The organism is Shimazuella soli (assembly GCF_022511585.1).
Classification (GTDB): domain Bacteria; phylum Bacillota; class Bacilli; order Thermoactinomycetales; family Thermoactinomycetaceae; genus Shimazuella; species Shimazuella soli.
The window spans coordinates 161,207-184,725 of record NZ_JAKWBN010000001.1 but is presented as its reverse complement, the minus strand read 5'-3'; the positions used below and the strand labels follow the sequence as shown (position 1 = coordinate 184,725).

The window sequence follows — 23,519 nt, the reverse complement described above, 5'->3', positions numbered from 1 at the left end:
TCACCCGCTTCTTCCAATCAGAAGAGCGGGTTTTTCGATTTATCAACCTCTATCCTTTAGGTGAATTATAAATACATTTCTATTTCATAAGGAAAACGTCACAAGAATGATCTAAATGTAACCAATACCTCCTATGATATAATTCTTACATACATGAGGAGGGGAAAATGAAAGAAATGCAGGAACAATATAATAGACAAGTGCCTCCCAAGAGACGAAAGAAGAAGAACTTATTCTTGGTGACACTTTATAGCATACTAATTATTTTCCTAGTTGCTGCCGTTGCTGTACTAGGAGTGGGTGCTGGTATCGTATCAGCTTATACAAAAAATGAAAAAATACGAACGAAAAAAGATTTTGATGAAGACTTAAATGGCTGGTCGGAAACCAGTTATGCTTACTTCCGCGACGCTACCACAGGAAAGCCTAAACTAATTGGAGCCATGAACAACGAGAAAGACCGAGTTTTAGTCAGAAAACCAAGTGACGTAAGCCCTAATTTACTAAATGCATTATTTTCAACCGAAGACAGACAATTTTATACTCATGATGGTGTTGTTCCCACTGCTGTATTACGTGCTGCTTTTCAACAAGCTATTGGTAGTAAAGTAGTCACTGGTGGTAGCACCTTAACACAGCAGCTTGTAAAAAACGAAATCTTAGGCAATCGTGAGCGATCTTTAGAACGAAAATCACTAGAAATTGTAAATGCCCTACGCTTAGAGAAATTTTATAAAAAAGACGAGATTTTAGTAAAATATCTCAATAGTGTATATTTTTTTAAAGGTGCTAATGGTAAACATATGTATGGTGTTATGGCCGCAGCACGAGGACTTTTTAATAAAGATGCAAAAGATTTGACGCTTCCAGAGGCAGCTTATATAGCTGGAATGGTTCAGCAGCCTATCAAATACAATCCTTTCTCCAATGATCCAGAAATACAAAAAACAAAAATTAAACGCGGCATGAAACGAATGAAAATGGTTCTAGATTACATGGTTGCCAATGGAAAAATTACTCCTGCGCAACGAGATGAAGCTGCTAAATATGACATTACGAAATCTCTCGCCAAGCCAAGCGATTTTAAAAATGCATATGAAACTTATCCTTTTATTATCTCTGCTGTAGAAAGCGAGGCAATCAAAGTCTTGCAAGAACTGGATAAAAAATACCATCCAGAAGAGGCAAAAGATCGACCTTATAAATACTATAGCGATAAAGTACGAGGAGGCGGGCTAAAGATATATTCTACTGTTGATCAAGCACTCTATGAGAGTATGAATAAATCAGTGAAAAATATAGACTTCCCCCGTCGGAAAATCAATGGTGTTTTGGTTCGAGAGCAAATAGGTTCTGTAATGATTGAAAACAAAACTGGTTCTGTCCTTTCATTCTTTGCAGGAACAGATTTTGAAGAAAATCAAAAAGACCATGCTTTTGATGCACAAAACCAACCTGGTTCTTCCATGAAACCGCTCTTAGCATATGGACCTGCTATTAATGAGGGTGTTATTTCACCAAATTCGATTATCGTTGATGAACCTATAAAGAAAGAAAACAGTTCTATATATTATAAAAACGATGGCGGCAATTTTCATGGTGCAGTAACTGCTACAAAAGCATTGCAGTTCTCATACAATATTCCAGCTATCAAGGTTTTCCGGGCAACCGAAAACAAATTAGGTAGCAGACAAAAAGTCTTTGATTATATTCGAGCAATCGGTATGTCTCCAGATAAAAAAGATAGAGAATCACTTGTACTCGGCGGAGCTACATATGGGTATACAGTGGAACAAATGACTGGTGGATATGCCATGATTGCAAATGGAGGAAAATTCAATAAGCCGCACTTAATTTCTAAAATTACGGACTCTCAAGGACATGTTATCTACGACTATGCAAAAGAAAATGCGCCAAAACAAGTATTTACACCACAGACTGCTTATCAATTGACAGGAATGTTAAAACAAGTAGTAAGAAGTGGTACAGCAGAAGGATTTATTGGGCAAATTTCTGGATATAATATCGCTGGTAAAACAGGAACAACTTCCAACCAATATGATTTATGGTTTGTTGGATATACTCCTGAAGTATCTATGGGTGTATGGTCTGGCTATGATTACAACAAAAAAGGTGACCATGATTTAGCGAAAACAGCATGGGTAAAGCTGTTTAAAGCAGCAGCAGCAACTAACCCTACCCTAATACGAAAAGGCTCTGACTTTCAAGACCCTGGTGGTTCGTTGGGAAATAAATGTTTTGAATGTAACCGTCAAGCTCCAGAACAACCAGAAACAGATGCTAACCAAGGTAATCCAAAAGAAGAACAGAAAAAGAAAGACAAAAAGCAGAAAAACAAAAAAGAGCAGCAGCCTAATAAAAATACAGGTATTGTTCCTCCTAACCATACAAAAGACCAAAAGCATGAGGAATCTTCCAATAACGGATCAAATAATGCCCCCACTGATGGCAATGGATTATTCTCAAATAAACCAAATAAATCAGAAGAGAATCAATCCGAGTAGGACAAAAACTCACTTCTTGCAACAAATAGAAGTGAGTTTTTTATTTTGAGAAATAGGTATAGATACTAGATAAAATAACCACTCCAAAACAGAACTTTTCCATATTATAGCTTATATCAGTTATCATTTATAAGGCAGGTGTAGTTCGGATGACTTGGCAAAGAAGAATTCATAAAAAGAAAAAAAAATATTCTAGAAGACCAGTGAGAAAAGTAGATCGAGTTCTCGAAAATAAAGCAAAAAACGAAAATAAAGGGGAAATTACCATAAATCTATTCGGTGCAGGAACAATAAGAACCAGTCAACTCCCTCTTACCATAAGTTATAAAGATGATAAAACTGAAAAAGAAATAAAAATATCATCTTTAGAGGAAGAACAGGAAGAAAAGCTCATCACAACTTCAGAAGATTACTATGATGACGATGACGACGATGATGACAATGATGATGACGATGACGACGATGATGACAATGATGATGACGATGACGACGATGACGACGATGACGACGATGACGACGATGACAACGATGACGACGATGACAACGATGACGATGATGATGACGATGATGATGACGACGATGACGATGACGACGATGACGACGATGACGACGATGACGATGATGATGACGACGATGATGACGATGACGATGATGACGACGATGACGACGATGATGACGATGACGATGATGATGACGACGATGACGATGATGATGACGATCACCACCACAAACATCATCATAAACATCATCACAAGCGTCATCACCATGATGAAATTGAAGAGTAATAAAATAGAATCAAGAAATAAAATAAAATTCTATCTCCAAAAATCACCTCTAAAGCCATTCACAAAAATGATTGGCTTTTTCTCCTTTCTCTATCCTTATTAACTTCTTATTAACTTACAGACTTAACAGCTGGTCTCCTAATTTTCATCATTACTTAATATTCAGGTTTATAAGTTTATCGAAAGAGATTCGTCGTTCTTCACGATTCCTATAACTGATTTTAAAAGCCATTCATCTATTGATGAATGGCTTTCCCACTAATCTTCTAGTGTAGATAAATCACCTGTCGGAAGTCCGAGTTCCCATGCTTTTAACACCCGACGCATAATTTTTCCACTACGCGTTTTAGGTAATTTATCTTTAAACTCAATCTCACGAGGTGCAGCATGTGCTGCCAGCCCACTTTTAACAAAAGCAGCGATTTCTTGTTTCAGCTCTTCTGAAGGTATATGGCCATCACGCAGAGCAATGAAAGCTTTGATAATCTGACCACGTAATTCATCTGGTTTACCTATCACACCTGCTTCTGCAACTGCTGGATGCTCTACCAATTTACTTTCTACTTCAAATGGTCCAACTCTCTCTCCTGATGTATTGATCACATCATCATCTCGTCCTTGGAACCAAAAGTATCCATCTTCATCTTGGTAAGCGGTATCTCCTGAAAAATACCAACCAGGAATCCGAAAATATTCTTTATACTTTTCCGTATTATTCCAAATGGTTCGCATCATAGATGGCCAAGGCGTTTTTACTGCCAAATGTCCCATTGTATTTGGCGGTAATTCTACTCCATTATCATCAATAATTGCAGCGTCAACACCAGGAATTGGGCGTCCCATTGAACCTGGGCGAATTTCCATTTGTGGATAATTTGCAATGACTATTCCACCGGTTTCTGTCATCCACCAAGTATCGTGAATTCGTTTATTATATACTTTTAATCCCCAACGAATTACTTCTGGATTCAGTGGTTCACCAACACTCATAATATGTCGCACTTTACTTAAATCGTATTTCTCTACCACTTCATCTCCTGCAGCCATCAACATGCGAAAAGCTGTTGGTGCACTATACCAAACTGTTACCTGATTAGCCTCCAAAGTTTGATACCAATCATCTGGACTAAAACGTCCCCCACGGATCACATTGGTAACTCCATGCAGCCATGGTGCAAAAATTCCATAAGAGGTACCCGTAACCCAACCAGGATCAGCAGTACACCAATAAATATCATCTTCTCTAAGATCAAGTACATATTTTCCTGTTTGGTAATGTTGAACCATTGCATGATGAACATGCAAAACTCCTTTTGGTTTACCTGTGGAACCAGAAGTATAATGAATAATCATCGGATGTTCCAAATCCACCCATTCTATTGAAAAATCCGAAGATTGATTTGCCACGCCTTTTTCATAAGAGTAGTGGCCTAACGAATCATTATCTTCCCCACCTATCAAAATAATTTTCTTTAGATGAGGCAGTTCCGCAACAGGAACACGTTTTAATAGATCTGGTGTTGTAACAAGTGCTACTGCTTCACTATTATCCAGACGATCCTTCACAGCAGCAGTCATAAATGCTTCAAATAACGGACCTACAATCGCTCCCACTTTTAAAACTCCAAAAAAACTTGCATAAAACTCTGGAGTTCGTGGCAAAAAGATAAAGACACGATCTCCTTGTTGAATATGTAAGCGCTTTAAAAAATTAGCAAATCGATTAGAATTTTTCCTTAATTCCTCATACGTAATATTTTCTTGACGTACAGGATCACTATAAGAAAGAGCGACTTTATCCCCTTTGCCGTTTGCTACATGTCGATCCACACACTCATAGGCGACATTCACCTTACCTGTTTGATGCCAACTAAATACTTTTTCTACATCGGACCACTGAAATAATTCTCTTTCTTTATCATAATCCAGTAGATTATTACCTGTTGTCATAGGTTTAATAGATGAAAGATGTTCCATAATAATCGCCTCCTTACATCTATGATATAGGAAAAACCAGCTTCTATCCAGATGTAAGAATTAGAAGCTGGTTTTTCTTTTGTAAATACAACACTTAGCTGTTATACAAGCTAAGTCACCTTAGTGATGCTTGGGTTTAAAGGTATGACAATCAGTCTCCTCACTGGTTTCAGCTTCTTCTTCACGCTGGTTAACAACGTAGATCTGATCTGCTTGACATAAATTCCCTTGTCCCCAGTAAGAACAACTGTCAACCTCACACATCACATCTTTTGGCATCAACAACACCTCCCCACTTGCTGAGCAGATTTTGAAACCTTGTTGATGCACTCTATGGGAAACGAGCTGTGCTCGTAGGTGTTAAACTACCCTGTCTTCCCGCAAAAGATGTAACATAGATGTTACCAAATTACATGAGCGAATCGCTGCCAACTCCGTAAATTTGACAAAATCAACTGGAGCTTCATTGTCCGCTCGATCAGACATAGAGCGAATCACCACAAAAGGAGTACTTGTCTGATAACATACATGAGCGACTGCTGCTCCTTCCATCTCGACACAATCCCCACCAAGTTCTTGATGGAGAAATTTCACAATGGAACGATCAGAAATAAACTGGTCTCCAGAAAGCACCTTTCCTGATCTCACGTTTATCGACTCCAATGATTCCAGCTCTGTAGCAGCTTTTAAGGCTGTCTGAACAAGATCCGGATCCGCCTGATATTCGGAAACAGATTGATATGGTATGGTACCACGTGGGAATCCTAAACTGCTTGCATCAATATCATGTTCTTGGCAACTCGTTGAAACAATCATATCACCGATGTTCAGCTCTGGATGAAGTGCTCCCGCTACACCAATGAATACGATAGCAGATACATTATAATCTCGAATCAAACTGAAAGCAGAAATCGAAGCATTAACTTTTCCTACTCCGGATTTGGTAATAACAACAGGGACATCTGCTAATACACCTGTAATAAAGTTATTTCCAAATCGTTCTTCAGATTTCGTACGTTCCATATTCAATAACAACTGTTCAATTTCTACATCCATCGCACCTATAATTCCAATCATACTTCTTCCTCAGCTGTTACCAATGGTTGAGTAGAATTACGTAGTTTGATCGAATGCGGAAGAGTTACTTGACCTGTCTGTACTTCTTCTCCATGCATATATTTGGTCAACAAACGCATTGCCACTGCTCCTAAATCATACATTGGTACATCTACTGTACTTAATAAAGGACGTACTTGTGAAGCAACAGGAATATTATTATATCCAATCACCTCTATATCATCTGGTACTATTCTGCCCCTATCTAAAATAGCATGAATGGCACCGACTGCCATTTCATCACTCAAAACTACCACCGCTTGCGGCAATTCTGTTAGGCCAAGTAATGTCGTCATCGCTTGGTAACCAGAATCATATCGATAATCCCCAATCCGAATCAAACGCTCATCGAAATCTATTTGATGCTCTTCTAATGCTTGTCGATATCCTAAATAACGGGGATATCCTTTTACCATATCTGTTAATGGTCCACCGATCAAAGCTATCTTTTTATGGCCTTTTTCAATAAAGTGAACGGTTGCATCATAGGCCGCTTGTTGTTGATCGATCCCAACAGCAGGTAAAGAGTTATCTTCGACTTTTGTTGCAACCAATACTACAGGGACATTTGTATGATCATAAATACGACGGTGCTCTTCTCTTACATTTCCACCAAGAAAAAGAAGTCCATCTACTTGTTTTTCTAATAAAGTTTCAATCAACTGCGTTTCTCGTTCTTGCTGGAGGTCAGAGTTGCACAAAATAATGTTATAACGATACATGGTTGCAATATCTTCGATACCACGTGTCACTTCAGAATAAAAAGCATTGGATATATCTGGGATGACAACGCCGACAGTTTTTGTCTTTTTGCTTGCCAGACCACGAGCTACAGCATTTGGTCGATAACCTAACTGCTCGATCACACTCAGAACTTTTTTGCGGGTCGCTGGCTTCACATTGGAATTCCCATTGACTACTCGAGAAACGGTAGCCATCGAAACTCCTGCTACACGTGCTACATCGTAAATTGTAATAGTCTCTTTCTTTTTATCCATAATCTCTGCCTCTCTACTAAATAGAAGTATCATAGTTAGTATAACAAATTAAGCAAAAAAAAGACCTGACACGAAAAGAGATATTCATAAAGAAAACTTGCCGTGTGTCTTGCCTTACAAGGCGCTGACAGAGGCTTAGTTGCACTTATGCACCTCATAACTAGGGCACAAGCACACCAAGTGTACGGATCGTGCTAATGCGCTAAAGCGCAAAGTCACGCCTCTGTCTCGCTACGTCGCTATGCTCCTAGTCTCGCTTTAGATAAGATAAGATTTATACTTTCTTATCTGCCAAAAAAGTGTCGGTCTTCCTTTTTTATTTTTGAGCCATTAGTTGCAGAACATATGGCAAGGTATCTCCCATGATACTTGTCCAAGCATTCGGAGACCCTCGATTGATCCAGATCACACATCCAGTAGGAGCTAAGGCACGAAATAATTTTTTTGTTGATATTAATCTCGGTACCATCTGAGGGAGGCTGTTGTTACGCCCATGTGCTTCATCAATCAAAGTTTGGGCATATTCTTCAGAGGTGAAGAAATCAGCAATCTGATTTTCATTTTGACTTGCTAAAATCACCATTTTCCCTTCCATATCTACAATTACCCATATCCTTCTCAGATCAGCAAGCGCACGACACACTTCCCAACCATTTGCCATTCCTTGTCCTTCATTAGTTGCAGTTTCTAATACTCGCAAGCCATACTGAACATCTTCTGGAATATCAGGATTATTCGAAATTGGTTGATGAGCTAGCGGCTCTGGCTCTACGTGCTCCTCGATAACCTGTTGTTCTTCTACAGCAGTCTGATTTTGCTGGAAGGCAGGTTCTGGTTTTGGCTGCTCAGCCGGTTTCTCCATCACGGCTTCTGGTTTTGATTCCTGGATTGACGGAGTAACATTTTGTTCTGCTTGTTTCTCATCATTGGATTGGAAAAAGAGACTCGTATGCGGAACGGGTTCTGAAAAACCATCATCATCGTCATCCCACGGATTGTCAAAAGCAGAATATGTATTTTGTGAAACAGAAGATGGTTTTGACTCGGTAGCAGGAACAACCGTCTCCTCTATTTTTTGGATAGGAGTCTGGCTTTTCTCCTCAGGAGTATGTTTTTGTTCTATAGGTGGTACAATATTTTGAGTTTCTGCTTGTTTTACCACTTCCGCTATCGGTTCTACGACTTCTGGCTTTTCTTCTGATACAGCATGTGTTGGTTCTATTGTTGGTTCTATTGTTTCTTCTTTTGTTTCGGTTATCAGTGGCTTTGTTTCCACTTCGTTTGGAGCTTCTTTTTGTCCAACGGAAGGAGTAGTCGTAAGATGTCCTGACTCCTCTACTTTTACTTTTTCTACAGGGGCGACCTGTACATATGTATCGGAAAGCTTTCTATCCTTGCCAGAAGTGAGGGGCTCTTCTTCTTGAAAAGCTGATTCCCAATCCCCGATTTCTTCTGTTGAAACCGTTTTTTCTTCTTCAACTGGAATTTCCACTGGGATAGATACTGCTGTTTCCTCTTTTAGTGTGGAAGGAGATAAAACAGCATCTGAAACTTCTGGGATAAAGGAGTATGAATTGGTTGTTTGCTCCACATATCCGGTTTTGGAACCATCCCGTATTTGATTTACTTGTTCGGGATTAAGTAAAAAAGCTTCTGGCAATCCATAGTTTACATATAACGTATTGGAACCCAATCTTTCCAAATAACGGAAAATATCTTCCCAACTCACTGGAGTTGCTTGGCCGCCGCTCTTCTCTGCACTTTTACTCGCTTCTTCTTCTCCTGTATAGACCACAATGGTTGAAAATCCTGGTTGATAGGAGCCTTTCAATACAGACGAACCGTTCTTAATCACCCAAGCTGTGGACTGCTTGGAAAATTTATTGATACAATAGTATCGAATCCACTCTAAAAGTTGATGTCGTACAACAAAAAAACGGGAATCCAATCCAGGGTTAAACATCAGTCCTTCTGCATTGGAGCGATATGCTTTAAGCATAAATTGTAAGGCAGGTTCTTCGGTCATCTCTAAAAATTCCGGCTGTCTAACCCGCACCGTCTTCGCTGCTTCTTGATCCGTGAAAGCGACGATATATTTGGAGCCAGGCCGGTTACTTCTCGCTAAAAGAGGCTTTTTCCCTAATGATGATTTCTGATATAAAACGGTTATTTGCAAAACATGCTGCGCAAAATATTGAAATAATTCCTCCGGTTTTACCTGATAGCGGTTTGCTTTTTCCAGGTATTCTCTCGCACTCACGAACAATCTTCTCCCATCTATCTTTCCTGTAGTAGTAGGTTTATCATACCAAAATGAGGCTGCTATGCGAAGCCAAAGAATACAAACGAAAAGAACAAGTAAAGTACTCAAATAGTACTCATCTATGTTAAGCATAACCGTGTTTGATATCAATGCAGCCAAAAACATATTGAAAGAACCTGTTGATTGATATACGTTGTTCCATTCGCCAAGAAAATGATTGAATACAAAACGGCTACAGCCGATGGATTTGTGAATCAGTGTCGCTTGTGTTTTGGTCGGTCGAAGACGGTAAGAAAATGCTTTATGCATGGGATCACCTCCCTGTTGGAATTTTGCGAGTAGTATAGATCGTACGTTCGTTATTTGTCAAGTGTATGTAAAAAATAGTCAGACTTGCGAGAGGAAAAAAAGTATCTTCATCTGACATCCCACTACCCCTACCGTGGGTTTACTCGCTCGTAATGCTATAAAGGAAAGTATTTAAACCTATTTATCTAAAAAATAAAAATTGTATTTGATACTTACTTCTTGATATACCTACATTGAGGTGATAAATATAGGACAAGAAAAGTCAAAAAAACATCAAGTAATCTCCTTGGAAATACAGTAAGAACCCCCAAACCACATCAAATGGTTTGGGGGTTCTTATCCAATATCTTTGGTAAAACTTACTTCGATTCCACCAAATCCGGAAGCAGTTTCGAAGCATGCAAATCAGCCATAAACTGATCGAACGTAGGGATGTCGATCTGTTGCTGTGCGTCGGATAGAGCTACTGCTGGGTTTGGATGTACTTCTACCATAACTGCATCTGCACCAGCTGCTAATGCTGCTTTGGCAAGTGGCACCAAGATATCACGACGGCCAGCGGAGTGTGTAACGTCGACAACTACTGGAAGGTGAGATTCGTTTTTCAACAATGGTACAGCAGAGATATCCAATGTGTTACGGGTCCATTTTTCATACGTACGGATACCGCGTTCACAGAGAATTACATTTTTGTTTCCACGATGAACAATGTATTCTGCTGCATGCAAAAATTCTTCCATCGTAGCGGATAAACCGCGTTTCAGCAATACAGGAGTCTTCACATCTCCAGCTGCTTTGAGCAGCTCGAAGTTTTGCATATTACGGGCACCGATCTGAATGACATCCACATATTTTGTAGCGAGTTCAATATCACTCGGGTTTACAATTTCACTAATTACTTGCAAACCATATTCATCCGCAACACGGCGCAAAATCTCGAGACCTTCCACACCGAGACCTTGGAAATCGTAAGGAGATGTTCGAGGTTTAAATGCTCCGCCCCGCATTAAAGTTACTCCATTTTTCTTCAAAGCTTTGGCTACTTCACGGACTTGTTCTTCTGACTCGACAGAACAAGGACCAGCGACAATAGTTGGTTTTCCATTTCCTACTTGAGTAGAACCAAGGGTAACTACTGTATCCTCCGCTTGTTTTTTCCGGCTTACTAAAAGATGTTTTTTAGAATCATCTTTTTGCAGCTGTAAAGAGGCTTTAAAAATTTGTTTAAAAAGGTGACGAACTGCCTCATTATCAAAAGGACCTTCATTATGTTCAACTAAGCGATCGAGCATTTGTTTCTCGCGCTCAGGATCAAACTTGGTTACACCCTGTTTTGTTTTTATATCAGCGATTTCTTGAACAATACTCGCTCTTTTACTCAATAATGTAAGTAATTCCAGATTGATAGAATCTAGCTCATCACGCAATTGTTTCACATTTGCATCACTCAAACTTACTCGCTCCCCTCAACTCTACTAAAATATTCATTCATTTTAACTGAAATATGTCTATATGTCATCTACCATCCGTAAAAAAAGGCAACTAAAATAGTTGCCTTTTATTTCTAGTTTACTGTATATATATCCTTATCTTCTTCGGCTTCTTCTTTTAACGTAAACTCTGTTACGCCTTCTCCAATATTCTCTTTTATGGAAGTCAATTTGTTTTGAACTTTATCTTTTACTTCTGCCATTTTTCCAATCATATCTGTACTCTGTGTTTTTACATCCAACACAATTTTCTGGCCTTTATCCCGAACATAATTGAATTTTTTATTGATATCGTCTCTGACTTCTTTCCCCGCTTTAGGAGCTGTTAAATATGCCAATGTTGCACCTAGTGCTACTCCGAATGCTGCACCGATCATAAAATCTTTTAGGTTCATTTGAGTATCAGTTTTGGACATCTTTCATTCTCCTTTTTTCATTATTTTGACGCCACTCTTGAACTAGATTCATAGCAGCGCCAACAATCGCAAGAATACCACCAAGCTTTTCCTTATTTTCAGCAGCTGCTTTTGAGACAAAGGTAGAAACTTCATTCATTTGTTTGCCTATTTGATCAATCGCTTTAAACAATGTTTTCGTATTTTCTGTTTTATCTTTAACATTAGATACAACAGCTCTCGTTTCAGATACGAGCCCGTTTGTATTCGTGAGCAGCTCATGAGTATCTTTTTCCAAGATGCTTGCAGTCTGATTGACCTGTGCTAGTGTTTTCTTAAGTTGTCTTAAGGTCACAATGAGATAAATGACCAATAGTACAACAGCCAGTGCTATTACTCCTACACTTACTTCGATAATCACTCTCTACTCCCCTTTTATCATTTGCAAAACTGCATAAATTTGGATTACTTTTCTTTTCCAGTGTCCCACATCTATAATAGAAAAGGAGCACAATATATTAACATGAGGTGACAATATCAATGGAACGTACAATCGTTGTAATGAAAGGCGACCAAACTGGTCAAGAACTATTAGATGAAGCGCTTCGCGTCTTAGATCCAAGTGTAATTCAATTTGATCTTCAATTTGAAACCTACGATCTCAGTTTAGAAAATAGACGCGCTACCAAAAACCAAGTGGTACACGACGCAGCAAAAGCAATGAAACGAGCAGGTTTTGGACTAAAAGCTGCTACCATCACTCCTGAAGAAAAAGGAGATATCGGCAGTCCAAATGCCATTTTGCGCAAGGAAATTGATGGCAAAGTTATTATTCGCACAGGTCGTCGAATTCCTGGAGTCAGACCAATCGGCGGTACATATGCACCCATTTCCGTCATTCGAATGGCTGTAGGTGATGCTTATGGTGCCAAAGAATGGCGGGAAGGCGATGGCGTAGACGAAGTTGCATATCGTACCGAAACGATTGACCGCAAAACATGCCGTGCAGTAGCGGAATATGCTTTTCGTCATGCCAAAAAGATGAAAGCAAAAGTATTTGGTGGACCTAAGTATACCGTTAGTCCTATTTACGAAGGAATGCTAAAAGAAGAGATGGATGCTGCAAGCCTTCGTTACCCAGAAGTGCGCTATGAACCGCAACTAATTGATGCTACCTACGCATTACTACTCAATCATGCAGGTGATCCATTAGTTATTCCTGCTTTAAACCGTGATGGTGATTGCTTAAGTGACATGGTCTTGCAGTTATTTGGTTCTATTGCAGGTGCAGAATCTATCCTCCTTAGCTTTAATGATCAATTTGAACCACAAACTATCATGGCCGAGGCTCCCCATGGAACAGCACCTTCCTTATTTGGGAAAAACATCGCAAATCCCATGGCAATGATACTGGCAGGAGCATCCCTGCTCACTTACATGAACGATCCAAAAGCAACTGCTGCATCTCGCGCAATTTATGAAGCCACTATTGAAACCGTACATGAAGGCATTCGAACTGCTGATTTGTCTGGAAGTGCGACTACTACTGAGTTTACAAATGAGATCATTGCTAAGATCCAAACCAAGTTGGAAGTGTGGAACACTTTGCAAGGATTTTAAACAAAAGCGACGGGGGTCATCTTCCGTCGCTTTCTTCTATTATTGCTATATTAAACATAATATATAAAATATTGATCCATTTGTCAAAAAAGGAAAAACAATGGCAATTCATCTTGTAAACTCTTAATTTTGTGTTAATACAGATTATATATGAACAAATAGAAAAAAACAGCTTCTCCTGACAAAAAGCTGTTTTTTTCTATTCTTTTTTACTTCTTCTTTCCGTATTTTATGCTTTTTTTGCCTTCTAATATATCTTTTCCAAGCTGTGGATTTGCTTTTATCGTTTCTGCAAATTGCGTCACTTCTTCTTTATCTACATCTGCTTGTGTGACTTTCATTAAATATTCAATAACAAGCGGCATACCACCACGATCAAATGCTCTTTTTGCTCCAGCCATGATCTGGCTCAATTGTTCCTCACTCAATACTTTTTGTCCCATAACGGCATTAATCATATTTGTCAATTGTCCTAAACTTGGCTCATTACTCATTCCTACACCTCCATCTATTCTCCTTGGCTATCCTATGCCTATTCGTAAAAAGTGGGTACGATTTTTTAGCCTAAATCGTTTCTATCTAGGTTTTTGTTTAATCCTTTATCTAAAAAGCAGAATAAACTGAGAAAAATAAACAATACCAGCACTCTTTTCTGGTGTTTCTATAATCTACTCTTCTAACAAATAAACGCCTTAGTCAGAAACCTAAATTTCTAATACAGGGCAAACACCTGTACAAAGCAAGAAATACCCGCATAAGGTAAATCAGCTACCGAATCAATTCGGTGCAGAAATTGTAAGCATGACCAAGGAGGTTTCCACTATGAGCGGTTTTAGCGGTGGAGGATTTGGATTGTTTGGCTGGCATCGCCTTCTTATCTTTATTCTAGTCATAGCTACCATCTTTGTCTTTGCTGGTGGTTTTGGTTTCGGCGGAAGATGCTGCTAGGTAACACCAGATAGATTTCGTTAATTCTTACCTAATTGAACCAATTTTTTGAAAGGAGGTGTCAAAATGGGCGGTTTTGCAGGAGGCTTCTTCGGTTGGCACCGTTTGCTAATCTTTTTACTTGTCATCGCTACCATCTTTGTTTTCGCTGGTGGCTTTGGATTTGGCGGCGCTTGCTGCTAATCATTTTCAGCTTAGTAAATAAGGAGGTATCAGAATGGGCGGATTTGGCGGAGGTTTCTTCGGTTGGCACCGGTTGTTAATCTTCTTACTTGTTATCGCTACCATCTTTGTCTTTGCTGGTGGCTTTGGATTTGGCGGCGCTTGCTGCTAATCATTTTCAGTCTAGAATATAAGGAGGTGTCAAAATGAGCGGATTTGGATTTGGCGGAGGTTTCTTCGGTTGGCACCGTCTGTTAATCTTCTTGCTTGTCATCGCTACCATTTTTGTCTTTGCTGGTGGCTTTGGATTCAGAGGAGGATGCTGTTAATTCCTGATATCCAGTAAGGAGGTGAATAAAATGGGCGGATTTGGTGGAGCTTTCTTTGGTTGGCACCGTTTGTTAATCTTCTTACTTGTAATTGCTACCATTTTTGTATTTGCTGGTTGCTTCTAAATAAAATAGGGAAACACAGCCTAGGGAATTTTCTCTAGGCTGTTTTCTGTATCTTATACTAAAATAAACCCCTTGATTGCTCAAAGGGTTCGCCTTCTATCATGGTAAACGATGCAAACGTATTCCAGTTTTATCTTTTTCTAAAAGCTGCAACAACAGATGATATTCCTCAAGCAGCATCGATTCAAAAAAGCGCATCTCTTTTTTTAATTTATTTTGTTCATCTTTATAGTTACCGAACTCTTGTTCATAGTAAGCTAACTTCTCTTCAATCTCCAATAGGCGTTTTTGTAGTTGCTCTTCTTTCTTCGAAATAGCTCCCACCTCTTTTCTACACCTGCTTCTCTATATTATGTTGGAGGAGCTGAATTGGTTTTCCCAACAGTACTCTTAGGTATAAATGATTCACTTCTAGCTACACCTGTCTCTTTTTTCAGCTGTTCAATCAATGAAACGAGTTCTTCATATCGGCTTTTTACCTCTTGCTGCACCCATTCAACCGAATTATTTTCCTGTTTAAACTTTTGATTTTCCTGTTTTAATGTATTTACTTTATCCTTAATTTGAGAAATAGACTGAGTTAAGCGAGATATCTCTTTTTGCTGTTTTACCCATGTTTGTTCCGTTTGCTTCAAAAGTTCTATCGCTTCTGAAAATGTTTCTATTTTCGATTTGCGTTTTTTCTCTAACTGGATGTATACTCTCTTTTTCTTCGCTTCACTGTATGAGGTTGGGTTCTGGCTTCGCAGTACTGCATTCCAGCGAAATCCACAAGCACCTGCTGTACGTCCTATCTTTTTTCCTACATCGGAAAATGCTGTTAACTGTGTTCCACCTTGACTAATCGTATGGAGTACCATCTCACTTAATAATTGATCTTCTTCGGCTGTCCAACGTCTGCCTTTCACGTCATTCATCCTCCTCCTATAAGCAACTTTTCTATTCCTATTAAATTGATTATGTTTTTTTTTATAAAAAATGCCCATGTTGGGCTAAAGCAACATGGGTTTTTACACTTTTATTTTATTTCTGGCAATTCACAGATGGGAATGCCCAATTTTTCTAGTTTTGTTTGTTCTAATATCGTTATTCCCTCTGGTAATCTCTGCAAACAAAGTTGCAGCCACAGCAAAATACTCGCTACCGATACTCCTTCATGTTCTGGTTGATAAGGGGTAAGATAGCGGGTAGCTGTCTCAGATAATTTTCTTGCTCCACGAACTTTCCCGCGTTTCAGCTGATGCATAATAGCAGCTATCTGAATCAAGCCATGATAGAAATCATTGGTTCGATCTTGCTGCCAGAGTTCTTCCAAAACTTCATGTGCTTCCCAGTACTCACCTTGGTGATAGTGCTGAAAAAATTGAATATATAAGGGATGGTAGCTGTTCATATATTTCCTCCAAAAGAAAAAGACCAGATTTTCTGGTCACATGAAAGAGGGTCAAAAAAAGAAAATAGAAGCGTGGTAGCTTAACAACTGCTAAAAAAGCAGCTTAAATTTGTAAGTAAGGAGGTCAGCCCTACCTACAGAGCACATTGTATCACAATGACATATTTTTGTCGATATTGTGACCGTTATTCATGAAATTTTTGGAAAAAATATACATTATTTTGGTAAAAACTTACTTCATGAACGAACCAACAAAGCATGGTCTACTTTGATACAACGATTCATCACAACGATTAATCCATTTTCTCGAGCGAGTTTAGCAGCCTCTTCATTTTCTACACCAAGCTGCATCCATAATGCTTTTGCTTTCAATTTAACAGCTTCTTCTGCAATGGGATAAACGGTTTCACTGCGGCGAAATACATTGACAATATCGATCGGATCTTCAATTTCCAATAAACTTGCATAAGGTTTCTCTCCAAGGACTGGCTCCGTCAACATTGGATTTACTGGATAAATCCGATATCCAGCATGTTGTAATGCTTCTGCTATCATGTAACTCGTTCTCTCAGGATTACTGGAAAGTCCTACAACTGCAATATTTTTTGCTTCTTTGAGTAATTTTGCCCGCTCTTGATCTGTTGGGTTCATGCTTTCTCACCTTTCCTTCTTTATGCTCTTCTATCTTATCATTTCCCCAGTACGTGTTATGATATCAACGAATAAATATTTTGTGGTACGATAGCAAAGATTACTTTTGCACAATAGAAGGGGTATAACATGTTACAGACACCTACTAGTCTCTGGATAAACAGATTAGCTTTGCTCATGCAGACCATACCAACCGAAAACAATCAAGAGTTCCAACATAAATGTATAGACTTTATGCAGAAACTCAATCACGGGGAACTTGCTGTCGCTTTTTGTGGTCACTTTTCAGCAGGAAAATCATCCTTGATGAATCATTTATTTGGGATGTCTCTCTTGCCGACAAGCCCTATTCCAACGAGTGCAAATGTCGTAAAAGTGAAACACGGTCCAAATAAAATTCAAATGCGCTACTTTAACGGAACAACACAAGAAGTGATAGGTACCTATACAGATGAAGCATTTCAGGCTCTTTGTCAAGACGGCCAAAGAGCTACAGAAGTAGTAATCGAGCGAATGGACGTACCCCTGCCGCCTCATGTAGCAATCGTTGATACTCCAGGAGTTGACTCAACGGATGAAGCTCACCGCCTTGCAACGGAGGCAAATCTCCATGTATCGGATGTTATTTTTTATATGATGGATTACAACCATGTCCAAGCAGAAGGGAACTTGCAATTTGTAAAAGACCTCACAGATCGAGGAAAGCAAGTTTATTTGATCATCAATCAAATCGATAAACACCGCGACAAAGAACTTTCTTTTGCTGATTTTCAAAAAGGAGTTGCAGCCTCCTTTGCAGCTTGGAACATCCATGTTGCTGGCATCTATTTTACAAGTTTGAAACAGCCTGATCATCCTCATAACCAACTAACACAGGTAAAATCACTCCTTCATCAGCTCTACGAGCAAAAAAATGAGTTGATGGAGAAAAATGTGGAACGCGAAATCAGCTATCTCATTGCACAATATGTCCATAAAAAAGCGGCCCAACTTCCAGCTTTGGAAACACTCCAACGAAAGCGTGAAGAATATAGCGAAAAAGAACAAAGCACTTTGCAACAATTGGCACAATGGGAACATGAAAAACAACAGATTTTCAATCAGCTGATGAAAGACCTCGATCATCTGCTGAAAAATGCTTATTTGATGCCAGCTAATTTGCGAGAACTGGCCAATTCCTATCTAGAAGCGATGCAGCCCAATTTTAAAATGGGTCTTTTATTTGCAAAAAGCAAGACAGAGCAAGAACGAAATCATCGGGAACAACAATTTCTCCAATCACTCACAGAAACCGTGTCTACCGAATTAACCGGACATATCACCGATTTGATAAGCCAACATGCCAGAAAATATATGATTTTCCAGCCATCTTTGGCCGATGAACTGCACCAAACTGTTCCTCGTATTACTATCGACTTATTACGTAGTACGATCAAACAAGGTGCAGGATTCAGTGGAAATTATGTTTTAACGTATACAACCGATTTAGCCGAACAGATCAAATCTTTATATCGGGCATATGTCCGCCAATATTTGACCAACCATCTGCCTGAACTGGAAACTGGGCTTCAGCAGCAAATCCAGCAAGGGCAGATGGACTTACAAGTAACTCAAAAAGATCTTGAGCAAATCCAACAAGATATACAGGCACATGCAAATATTGATACTGAACAACAGGCTTTGCTTGCGATAATAAAAGATGGACAAAAACAAGTGCCGACAGAACGAATCGAAAAATGGCTGAAACAGGACCAAATCGTACAGTCTATCACTTTGGTCACAGAAGAAAAAACAACTTCACCATCAGAAGAAATGATGCAAATGACCTCAACTTCTGAAAATAACACTGAGCAAAAACAAAACTTATTGCTGCAAGCGGAAAAAACATTGGAGTCATTACCCGAATTGCAGCCTTTCTTTGAGCGATTGCGAGCAAAACGCATCCAGATGGAACAACAACAATTTACGGTTGCCTTGTTTGGTGCTTTTAGTGCAGGGAAATCTTCTTTTGCTAATGCTTTATTAGGGGACGCCCTGTTACCTGTATCCCCAAATCCAACAACAGCTACTGTCTGTCGGATTTGTCCTCCAACTTTGGAGCATGGACATGGTACAGGAACCGTAACCTTTAAATCGGGTGAAACATTGTTCCAAGAGTTACAACATCTCTTTGAACTGTTTCACCAAAAATCTTCTGCGTCTGATGTCACAGGTCTAGTAGAAGAAATACCGGAGCTTCTCAGCCGTAAGCTAGAAACAACACGCCAAAAAATGGCCATTCCTTTTTTGCGTGCGATTCAAAATGGATTTGCTGATGTAGAACAGGAGTTAGGTCAAACGATTGCGATGTCTCAAACAGATGCCATCTCCTATATGGCAGATGAAGCAAAATCTGCTTTTGTAGAAGAAGTAGCATTATACTATGATTCTATTTTAGCGAAACTAGGCATCACGCTAGTTGACACACCTGGAGCGGATTCCCTGCATGCACGGCATACGGACGTTGCTTTTCGCTATATGAAACAAGCAGATGCTCTGTTATTTGTAACCTATTACAACCATGCATTTTCCAGAGCGGATCGGGAGCTGCTGATTCAACTTGGCAGGGTACAAGATTCCTTTGCCCTCGATAAGATGTACTTTATTGTCAATGCAGCAGATTTGGCAGCTTCCCAGACGGAACTGGAGAAAGTAGTCGACTATGTCGCATCCCAGCTCCATCAATACGGCATTCGTCACCCGAGGATGTTTCCTGTTTCCAGTTTGGCCTCCCTATCGGACAAACAAGAAAATCGCGAGCTCAATCCTGACTTTGCGCGGTTTGAGCAGGCATTTCTCAGCTTTATCCAAGAGGACTCTCGTGCTGCGACGATTGGCCGTATGATCTCCGATGTCGAGCAAGCAAACATTTGGATCGAAGAAATGCTCACGGCCATTTCTGCCAGCGAATCAGAGAAAGCAGCACAGCAGCAACAATGGGAACAGGCCAAAAACTCATTGGTACAACAATTTTCCAGTCTCATCAGCACAACCGAAGAGCGCAATCTCGCCCAAGAAATCAAAACGTTGCTGTACTACGTTGGGGAACGCCTTCGTTTGCGCTACTATGATGAATTTGCATTCTATATCAATCCATCTACCATCCGAGAGTCGGGTAAGGCAGGCAGAAAACAACTGACTACTGCCGCAAAAGAACTGCTTGCCTTTATCGGAAATGACTTGATTCAAGAATATCGGGCAACTTCATTGCGATTAGAAAAATGGATACAGACAGCCCTTGAGGCCTTTACAAAAGAACAGAATAACTATCATCACACCCTGCTCTCCGGTTTAGCCTTATCCGAACCAGAAGACATCACATTGCCTGAACTAACTTGGACACAGCCTGTTTGGGAAGAAGCACATCCAAACTTTCAGAAAGCAGTCCAGCTCTATAAAAACGGCCAGTCGTTCTTTGAACAAAATGGCCGCGATAAGATGAAAGAACTGTTGAAATTACAGGTAGAGGAAATACTGAACTCTCATATTGCCAAGACGACAGAAGAATTCGTTGCTACTTACACTGCTATATGGCAACAAAACATCGAGCAAATATCCAAGCGATGGATCGAGCAAGTCACCGATCACTTTGTCCGCCTTGAAGCGAGTATGCAGGGGCAAATGGAAGAGAAACCACTGATAGAAGCTAAAACTAAGTTAAGTCGGGTACTCACTAGCCTTGAGGACAAATAACCCGCGACAAGCGGAACGATGGGACATAGGGACGGTTCTCTTGTCCCATCGTTTTTATTTACTGTTTTCTATCCTTCTTCCTCTACTCTCACAGGCACTGCAAATATGTCATAACTTTTCCCTATGATTTGTACAAGATTCCCCTCCAACCTCTCCTGTTGTACATCAACCAACTCCAATTTGCGTGCGACAAGGGGACGGTTCTCTTGTCGCATTGTTTTAACCTGATATTTTACACTTCTCTCTCTTCTCTCACAGGAACAGCAAATATGTCATAGCTCTTCCCTACGATCTGTACAAGATTCCCCTCCAACTTCTCCTGCCGTACCTCAATCAAATCCAATATGATCTTCTGCCCATCTGTCGTTTCCAAATGAATATAGGATACTTCCTTCATCCCTCTTCCTCCCTTTCCAATTGTAATAATACGCTCGTTATGTACTGTTCCAACTCATGGATTTTCTTTAACTCCAATGTTGCAATATACCGCATTGTCTCCTCATGTAACTGACGAACCTCTTCTATATCTGCATACTGGATGAACTGGCAGACACTATGCCATTCTTGCTGTGTAATCGCTAAGGAATGGGCATTTTCGGTTTGGGATAGACCACAGTGAATCAGTTTACAAATCGCATCCATCCATTCTCTTCTCGACCGTGCATTGCGAAAAGCTTCGATCAAGGAAAGATATTGCTCTCCTTCGCAAGCGTATACGATAAAACTCGCAATCTTTTTACAGACGGCTAAGCGTTTCCCTTTCTCCATCCTTTTCCTCCTTGCAGACAGAACGTTGATAGGTCAACTCCACCGCATTTCTCGATGGAGAAAATAAATAATTAGCACTCGTATAAAAAAAGTACTTCTCATCGGTCTTGAGAAACGAAAGGAATTCCCCAACAGACTTCCTATCCCCTGATATCTGAACGACCAAATTCATTCATCCATCTCCTTCAAACCTCAACTTTTGTTATAATTTTAAAATATTTAGAAAATAATGTCAATTTTAATTGTTTTATTGCTCTTTTTTACATTTTTTTACGAAAAAACAGGATTATTCTACCAATCTATCTAATTTTAAGAATACAAAATTACATCGTTAAAAAATAAACAGGGGAGGAAAAATGATTGGTGAATATAAGAGTGAGCAAAGAAAAAATGGGGGAAATCTTTCGTTCACGTAGAAAAGAATTAGGCCTTCGTCAAGAAGATGTTGCGATAAAAGCAGGGGTTTCCATCTCGACCGTAAGCAATTTGGAGTTAGGAAATCATACGGTAAAAGAAGAGAGTATTGCTGCCTGTGCGGAGGTTTTGGGCGTCGCTGAGGATATTTATGGACTGCTTTCAGAAGCGGAGCAGAAGGAGCAATGGGCGAAAAGAGAGTTGGAAAAGATTGAAAAAATTACACATGCTAATCCTGATGAAGCATTAAATCAACTGACTTTACTAAACGAAATATACAATGTTGAAGCAAGTAAAACACTGCTTCCACTAGCCAATTACCTTTGGGGAAAAAGTTACTTTGAAAAAAGAAAATGGCCACAAGCAGAGAAGTTTCTCCTAGAAGCTGTTAATCTGATTAAGGAATACTCCGAGCAAAATGAGGAATTGAGGGATTCCAACATTTTAGCTACTTGCTATAATGATTTAGCTACTATCTACTACTTTCAAAACAATTTAAAACAAGCACTTCAATATGTTGAAAAAGGTTTGCAAGTTTTTAAGATAAATGGCGCAAGAGTTTTCCAACGCTTTTTTCTCCTATTAAACAAATGTCTTTATTTACAAAAAATGAATGATAAGGAGAAAGCTTTTGGAGCATTAGAGCAACTACAAAAATATGTAACGGAAGCTGAAAAAACAGGTGATATATTTCAAAATGTACGTTTAGCAGTAATCATTCAGTATCATGATATCCATGCCAATGTTTTAAATGATATGGGTATGACTGAAAAAGCTCAAAAACACGCACAAAAAGGGATTGACATTGCTTGGTTGAATCGAGAATATGACAAACTATTGACACTATGGACTACAATGGGTACGATATTTTTCAATAAAGGAAATATTTCTATAGCAGAAGAGTATTTTCTTCAAGCATTACATACAGAACTTAAAGTATCAAGAAAACACTTATTGACTCCAGCTCATATCAATCTAGGTCGACTCTACCTACAGCAAAATCAACCAGAAATAGCTGAAAAACACATAAAAAAAGCACTTTCTATAAGTAATAAACATAATAATATCATCCAACAAGTTGAGGCGCTTCATGTTCTTGGTGATTGTTATCTAGCTCAACAACAATACGATGAAGCTATTACCCAATTCGAATTAGGAAGCCAATTGGCAAATCAGCATAGTTTTTTCCATAAAGAACTAGACTTATTGGATACTATGTGTAATATCTATGAAAAACAAGGATACAAAGATAGATTCATATCGTGTATTGAAAAAGCGTATAGAATTCGCATAAAACTAAAACAACGAGAGGAATGTTAAGCTGATGATTTACAAATTTACAGGAGACCCTGAAAACTAGGATTATTTTATAACGTCAATCCTAGACTCTCTTATTTAGATTTTTGTACATGTCCCAAAGATTAAACTATTAAATACTATCATCATCCAATAAAACCGGACGAGTTTTCGACCGGTTTTTATATTTCCAGAAGAACTAATATGCAAAATAAGATAACT

General features: G+C 39.2%; 23 protein-coding genes and 1 pseudogene. 7 read left to right on the top strand and 17 right to left on the bottom strand.

The window, feature by feature from the left end:
• Positions 1-167: 167 nt before the first annotated feature.
• Complete coding sequence (locus tag MK805_RS01020; RefSeq protein WP_240873327.1) at positions 168-2,525, top strand: transglycosylase domain-containing protein; 2,358 nt, start codon at positions 168-170, stop codon at positions 2,523-2,525.
• 414 nt (positions 2,526-2,939) lie between these two features.
• Positions 2,940-3,413, top strand: a complete 474-nt coding sequence (locus MK805_RS01015; RefSeq protein WP_240873326.1) for a hypothetical protein — start codon at positions 2,940-2,942, stop codon at positions 3,411-3,413.
• A 155-nt stretch (positions 3,414-3,568) separates the two neighbouring features.
• Here MK805_RS01015 and acsA read toward each other — a convergent pair whose 3' ends face one another.
• The 8 genes and pseudogenes from acsA to MK805_RS00975 form a co-directional block, all read right to left on the bottom strand.
• Complete coding sequence (acsA, locus tag MK805_RS01010; protein WP_240873325.1) at positions 3,569-5,287, bottom strand: acetate--CoA ligase; 1,719 nt, start codon at positions 5,285-5,287, stop codon at positions 3,569-3,571.
• 120 nt (positions 5,288-5,407) lie between these two features.
• Positions 5,408-5,566, bottom strand: coding sequence for a DUF1540 domain-containing protein (locus MK805_RS01005; RefSeq protein ID WP_240873324.1), 159 nt, complete (start codon positions 5,564-5,566; stop codon positions 5,408-5,410).
• A gap of 81 nt (positions 5,567-5,647) precedes the next feature.
• Positions 5,648-6,364: a 5'-methylthioadenosine/adenosylhomocysteine nucleosidase gene (locus tag MK805_RS01000; RefSeq protein ID WP_240873323.1), complete on the bottom strand. Its 717-nt coding sequence runs from the start codon at positions 6,362-6,364 to the stop codon at positions 5,648-5,650.
• Positions 6,361-7,401 (bottom strand): catabolite control protein A, encoded by a 1,041-nt coding sequence (ccpA, locus tag MK805_RS00995; RefSeq protein ID WP_240873322.1) that lies wholly within the window; start codon positions 7,399-7,401, stop codon positions 6,361-6,363. The genes MK805_RS01000 and ccpA overlap by 4 nt, the downstream gene beginning before the upstream one ends.
• 2,437 nt (positions 7,402-9,838) lie before the next feature.
• Positions 9,839-9,973: pseudogene (locus MK805_RS00990) on the bottom strand (helix-turn-helix domain-containing protein); the annotation flags it as partial.
• A gap of 359 nt (positions 9,974-10,332) precedes the next feature.
• Entirely contained in the window at positions 10,333-11,424 is a 1,092-nt protein-coding gene (locus MK805_RS00985; RefSeq protein WP_240873321.1) for a bifunctional 3-deoxy-7-phosphoheptulonate synthase/chorismate mutase, read from the bottom strand.
• 113 nt (positions 11,425-11,537) lie between these two features.
• Positions 11,538-11,879, bottom strand: a complete 342-nt coding sequence (locus MK805_RS00980; RefSeq protein ID WP_240873320.1) for a YtxH domain-containing protein — start codon at positions 11,877-11,879, stop codon at positions 11,538-11,540.
• On the bottom strand, positions 11,866-12,279 hold the full coding sequence (locus tag MK805_RS00975) for a DUF948 domain-containing protein (protein WP_240873319.1): 414 nt from the start codon (positions 12,277-12,279) through the stop codon (positions 11,866-11,868). Before MK805_RS00975 ends, MK805_RS00980 begins: the two co-directional genes overlap by 14 nt.
• 119 nt (positions 12,280-12,398) lie before the next feature.
• On the opposite strand from MK805_RS00975, the gene MK805_RS00970 reads away from it, so the two are divergent.
• Positions 12,399-13,478, top strand: coding sequence for an isocitrate/isopropylmalate family dehydrogenase (locus MK805_RS00970; protein WP_240873318.1), 1,080 nt, complete (start codon positions 12,399-12,401; stop codon positions 13,476-13,478).
• Positions 13,479-13,687: 209 nt separating this feature from the next.
• On the opposite strand, the gene MK805_RS00965 is transcribed toward MK805_RS00970, so the two are convergent.
• Positions 13,688-13,972, bottom strand: a complete 285-nt coding sequence (locus MK805_RS00965) for a hypothetical protein (protein ID WP_240873317.1) — start codon at positions 13,970-13,972, stop codon at positions 13,688-13,690.
• A gap of 328 nt (positions 13,973-14,300) precedes the next feature.
• Here MK805_RS00965 and MK805_RS17755 point away from each other — a divergent pair, with 328 nt between their 5' ends.
• Complete coding sequence (locus MK805_RS17755; protein WP_255724443.1) at positions 14,301-14,426, top strand: hypothetical protein; 126 nt, start codon at positions 14,301-14,303, stop codon at positions 14,424-14,426.
• Positions 14,427-14,794: 368 nt separating this feature from the next.
• The gene (locus MK805_RS17750) at positions 14,795-14,917 is read left to right on the top strand and encodes a hypothetical protein (RefSeq protein WP_255724442.1); all 123 of its coding nucleotides are present in this window, start codon (positions 14,795-14,797) and stop codon (positions 14,915-14,917) included.
• Positions 14,918-15,142: 225 nt separating this feature from the next.
• Here the strand turns inward: MK805_RS17750 and MK805_RS00960 are convergent, their stop codons facing one another.
• The 4 genes from MK805_RS00960 to MK805_RS00945 form a co-directional block, all read right to left on the bottom strand.
• Positions 15,143-15,367 (bottom strand): hypothetical protein, encoded by a 225-nt coding sequence (locus tag MK805_RS00960; RefSeq protein ID WP_240873316.1) that lies wholly within the window; start codon positions 15,365-15,367, stop codon positions 15,143-15,145.
• Between the two features lie 26 nt (positions 15,368-15,393).
• Positions 15,394-15,951, bottom strand: a complete 558-nt coding sequence (locus MK805_RS00955; RefSeq protein WP_240873315.1) for a hypothetical protein — start codon at positions 15,949-15,951, stop codon at positions 15,394-15,396.
• 110 nt (positions 15,952-16,061) lie between these two features.
• Complete coding sequence (locus MK805_RS00950; protein WP_240873314.1) at positions 16,062-16,436, bottom strand: DUF309 domain-containing protein; 375 nt, start codon at positions 16,434-16,436, stop codon at positions 16,062-16,064.
• Positions 16,437-16,673: 237 nt separating this feature from the next.
• Positions 16,674-17,087, bottom strand: a complete 414-nt coding sequence (locus tag MK805_RS00945) for a CoA-binding protein (protein ID WP_240873313.1) — start codon at positions 17,085-17,087, stop codon at positions 16,674-16,676.
• A gap of 129 nt (positions 17,088-17,216) precedes the next feature.
• On the opposite strand from MK805_RS00945, the gene MK805_RS00940 reads away from it, so the two are divergent.
• Positions 17,217-20,819, top strand: a complete 3,603-nt coding sequence (locus MK805_RS00940) for a dynamin family protein (RefSeq protein ID WP_240873312.1) — start codon at positions 17,217-17,219, stop codon at positions 20,817-20,819.
• 68 nt (positions 20,820-20,887) lie between these two features.
• On the opposite strand, the gene MK805_RS00935 is transcribed toward MK805_RS00940, so the two are convergent.
• The 4 genes from MK805_RS00935 to MK805_RS00920 are packed head-to-tail and all read right to left on the bottom strand — an operon-like array spanning position 20,888 to position 21,759.
• Positions 20,888-21,034 (bottom strand): hypothetical protein, encoded by a 147-nt coding sequence (locus tag MK805_RS00935; protein ID WP_240873311.1) that lies wholly within the window; start codon positions 21,032-21,034, stop codon positions 20,888-20,890.
• Between the two features lie 17 nt (positions 21,035-21,051).
• On the bottom strand, positions 21,052-21,216 hold the full coding sequence (locus MK805_RS00930) for a hypothetical protein (protein WP_240873310.1): 165 nt from the start codon (positions 21,214-21,216) through the stop codon (positions 21,052-21,054).
• The gene (locus tag MK805_RS00925) at positions 21,213-21,587 is read right to left on the bottom strand and encodes a hypothetical protein (protein ID WP_240873309.1); all 375 of its coding nucleotides are present in this window, start codon (positions 21,585-21,587) and stop codon (positions 21,213-21,215) included. The genes MK805_RS00930 and MK805_RS00925 overlap by 4 nt, the downstream gene beginning before the upstream one ends.
• Complete coding sequence (locus MK805_RS00920; protein WP_240873308.1) at positions 21,556-21,759, bottom strand: hypothetical protein; 204 nt, start codon at positions 21,757-21,759, stop codon at positions 21,556-21,558. The genes MK805_RS00925 and MK805_RS00920 overlap by 32 nt, the downstream gene beginning before the upstream one ends.
• 191 nt (positions 21,760-21,950) lie before the next feature.
• Here MK805_RS00920 and MK805_RS00915 point away from each other — a divergent pair, with 191 nt between their 5' ends.
• Entirely contained in the window at positions 21,951-23,321 is a 1,371-nt protein-coding gene (locus tag MK805_RS00915; protein ID WP_240874243.1) for a tetratricopeptide repeat protein, read from the top strand.
• Positions 23,322-23,519: the final 198 nt, after the last annotated feature.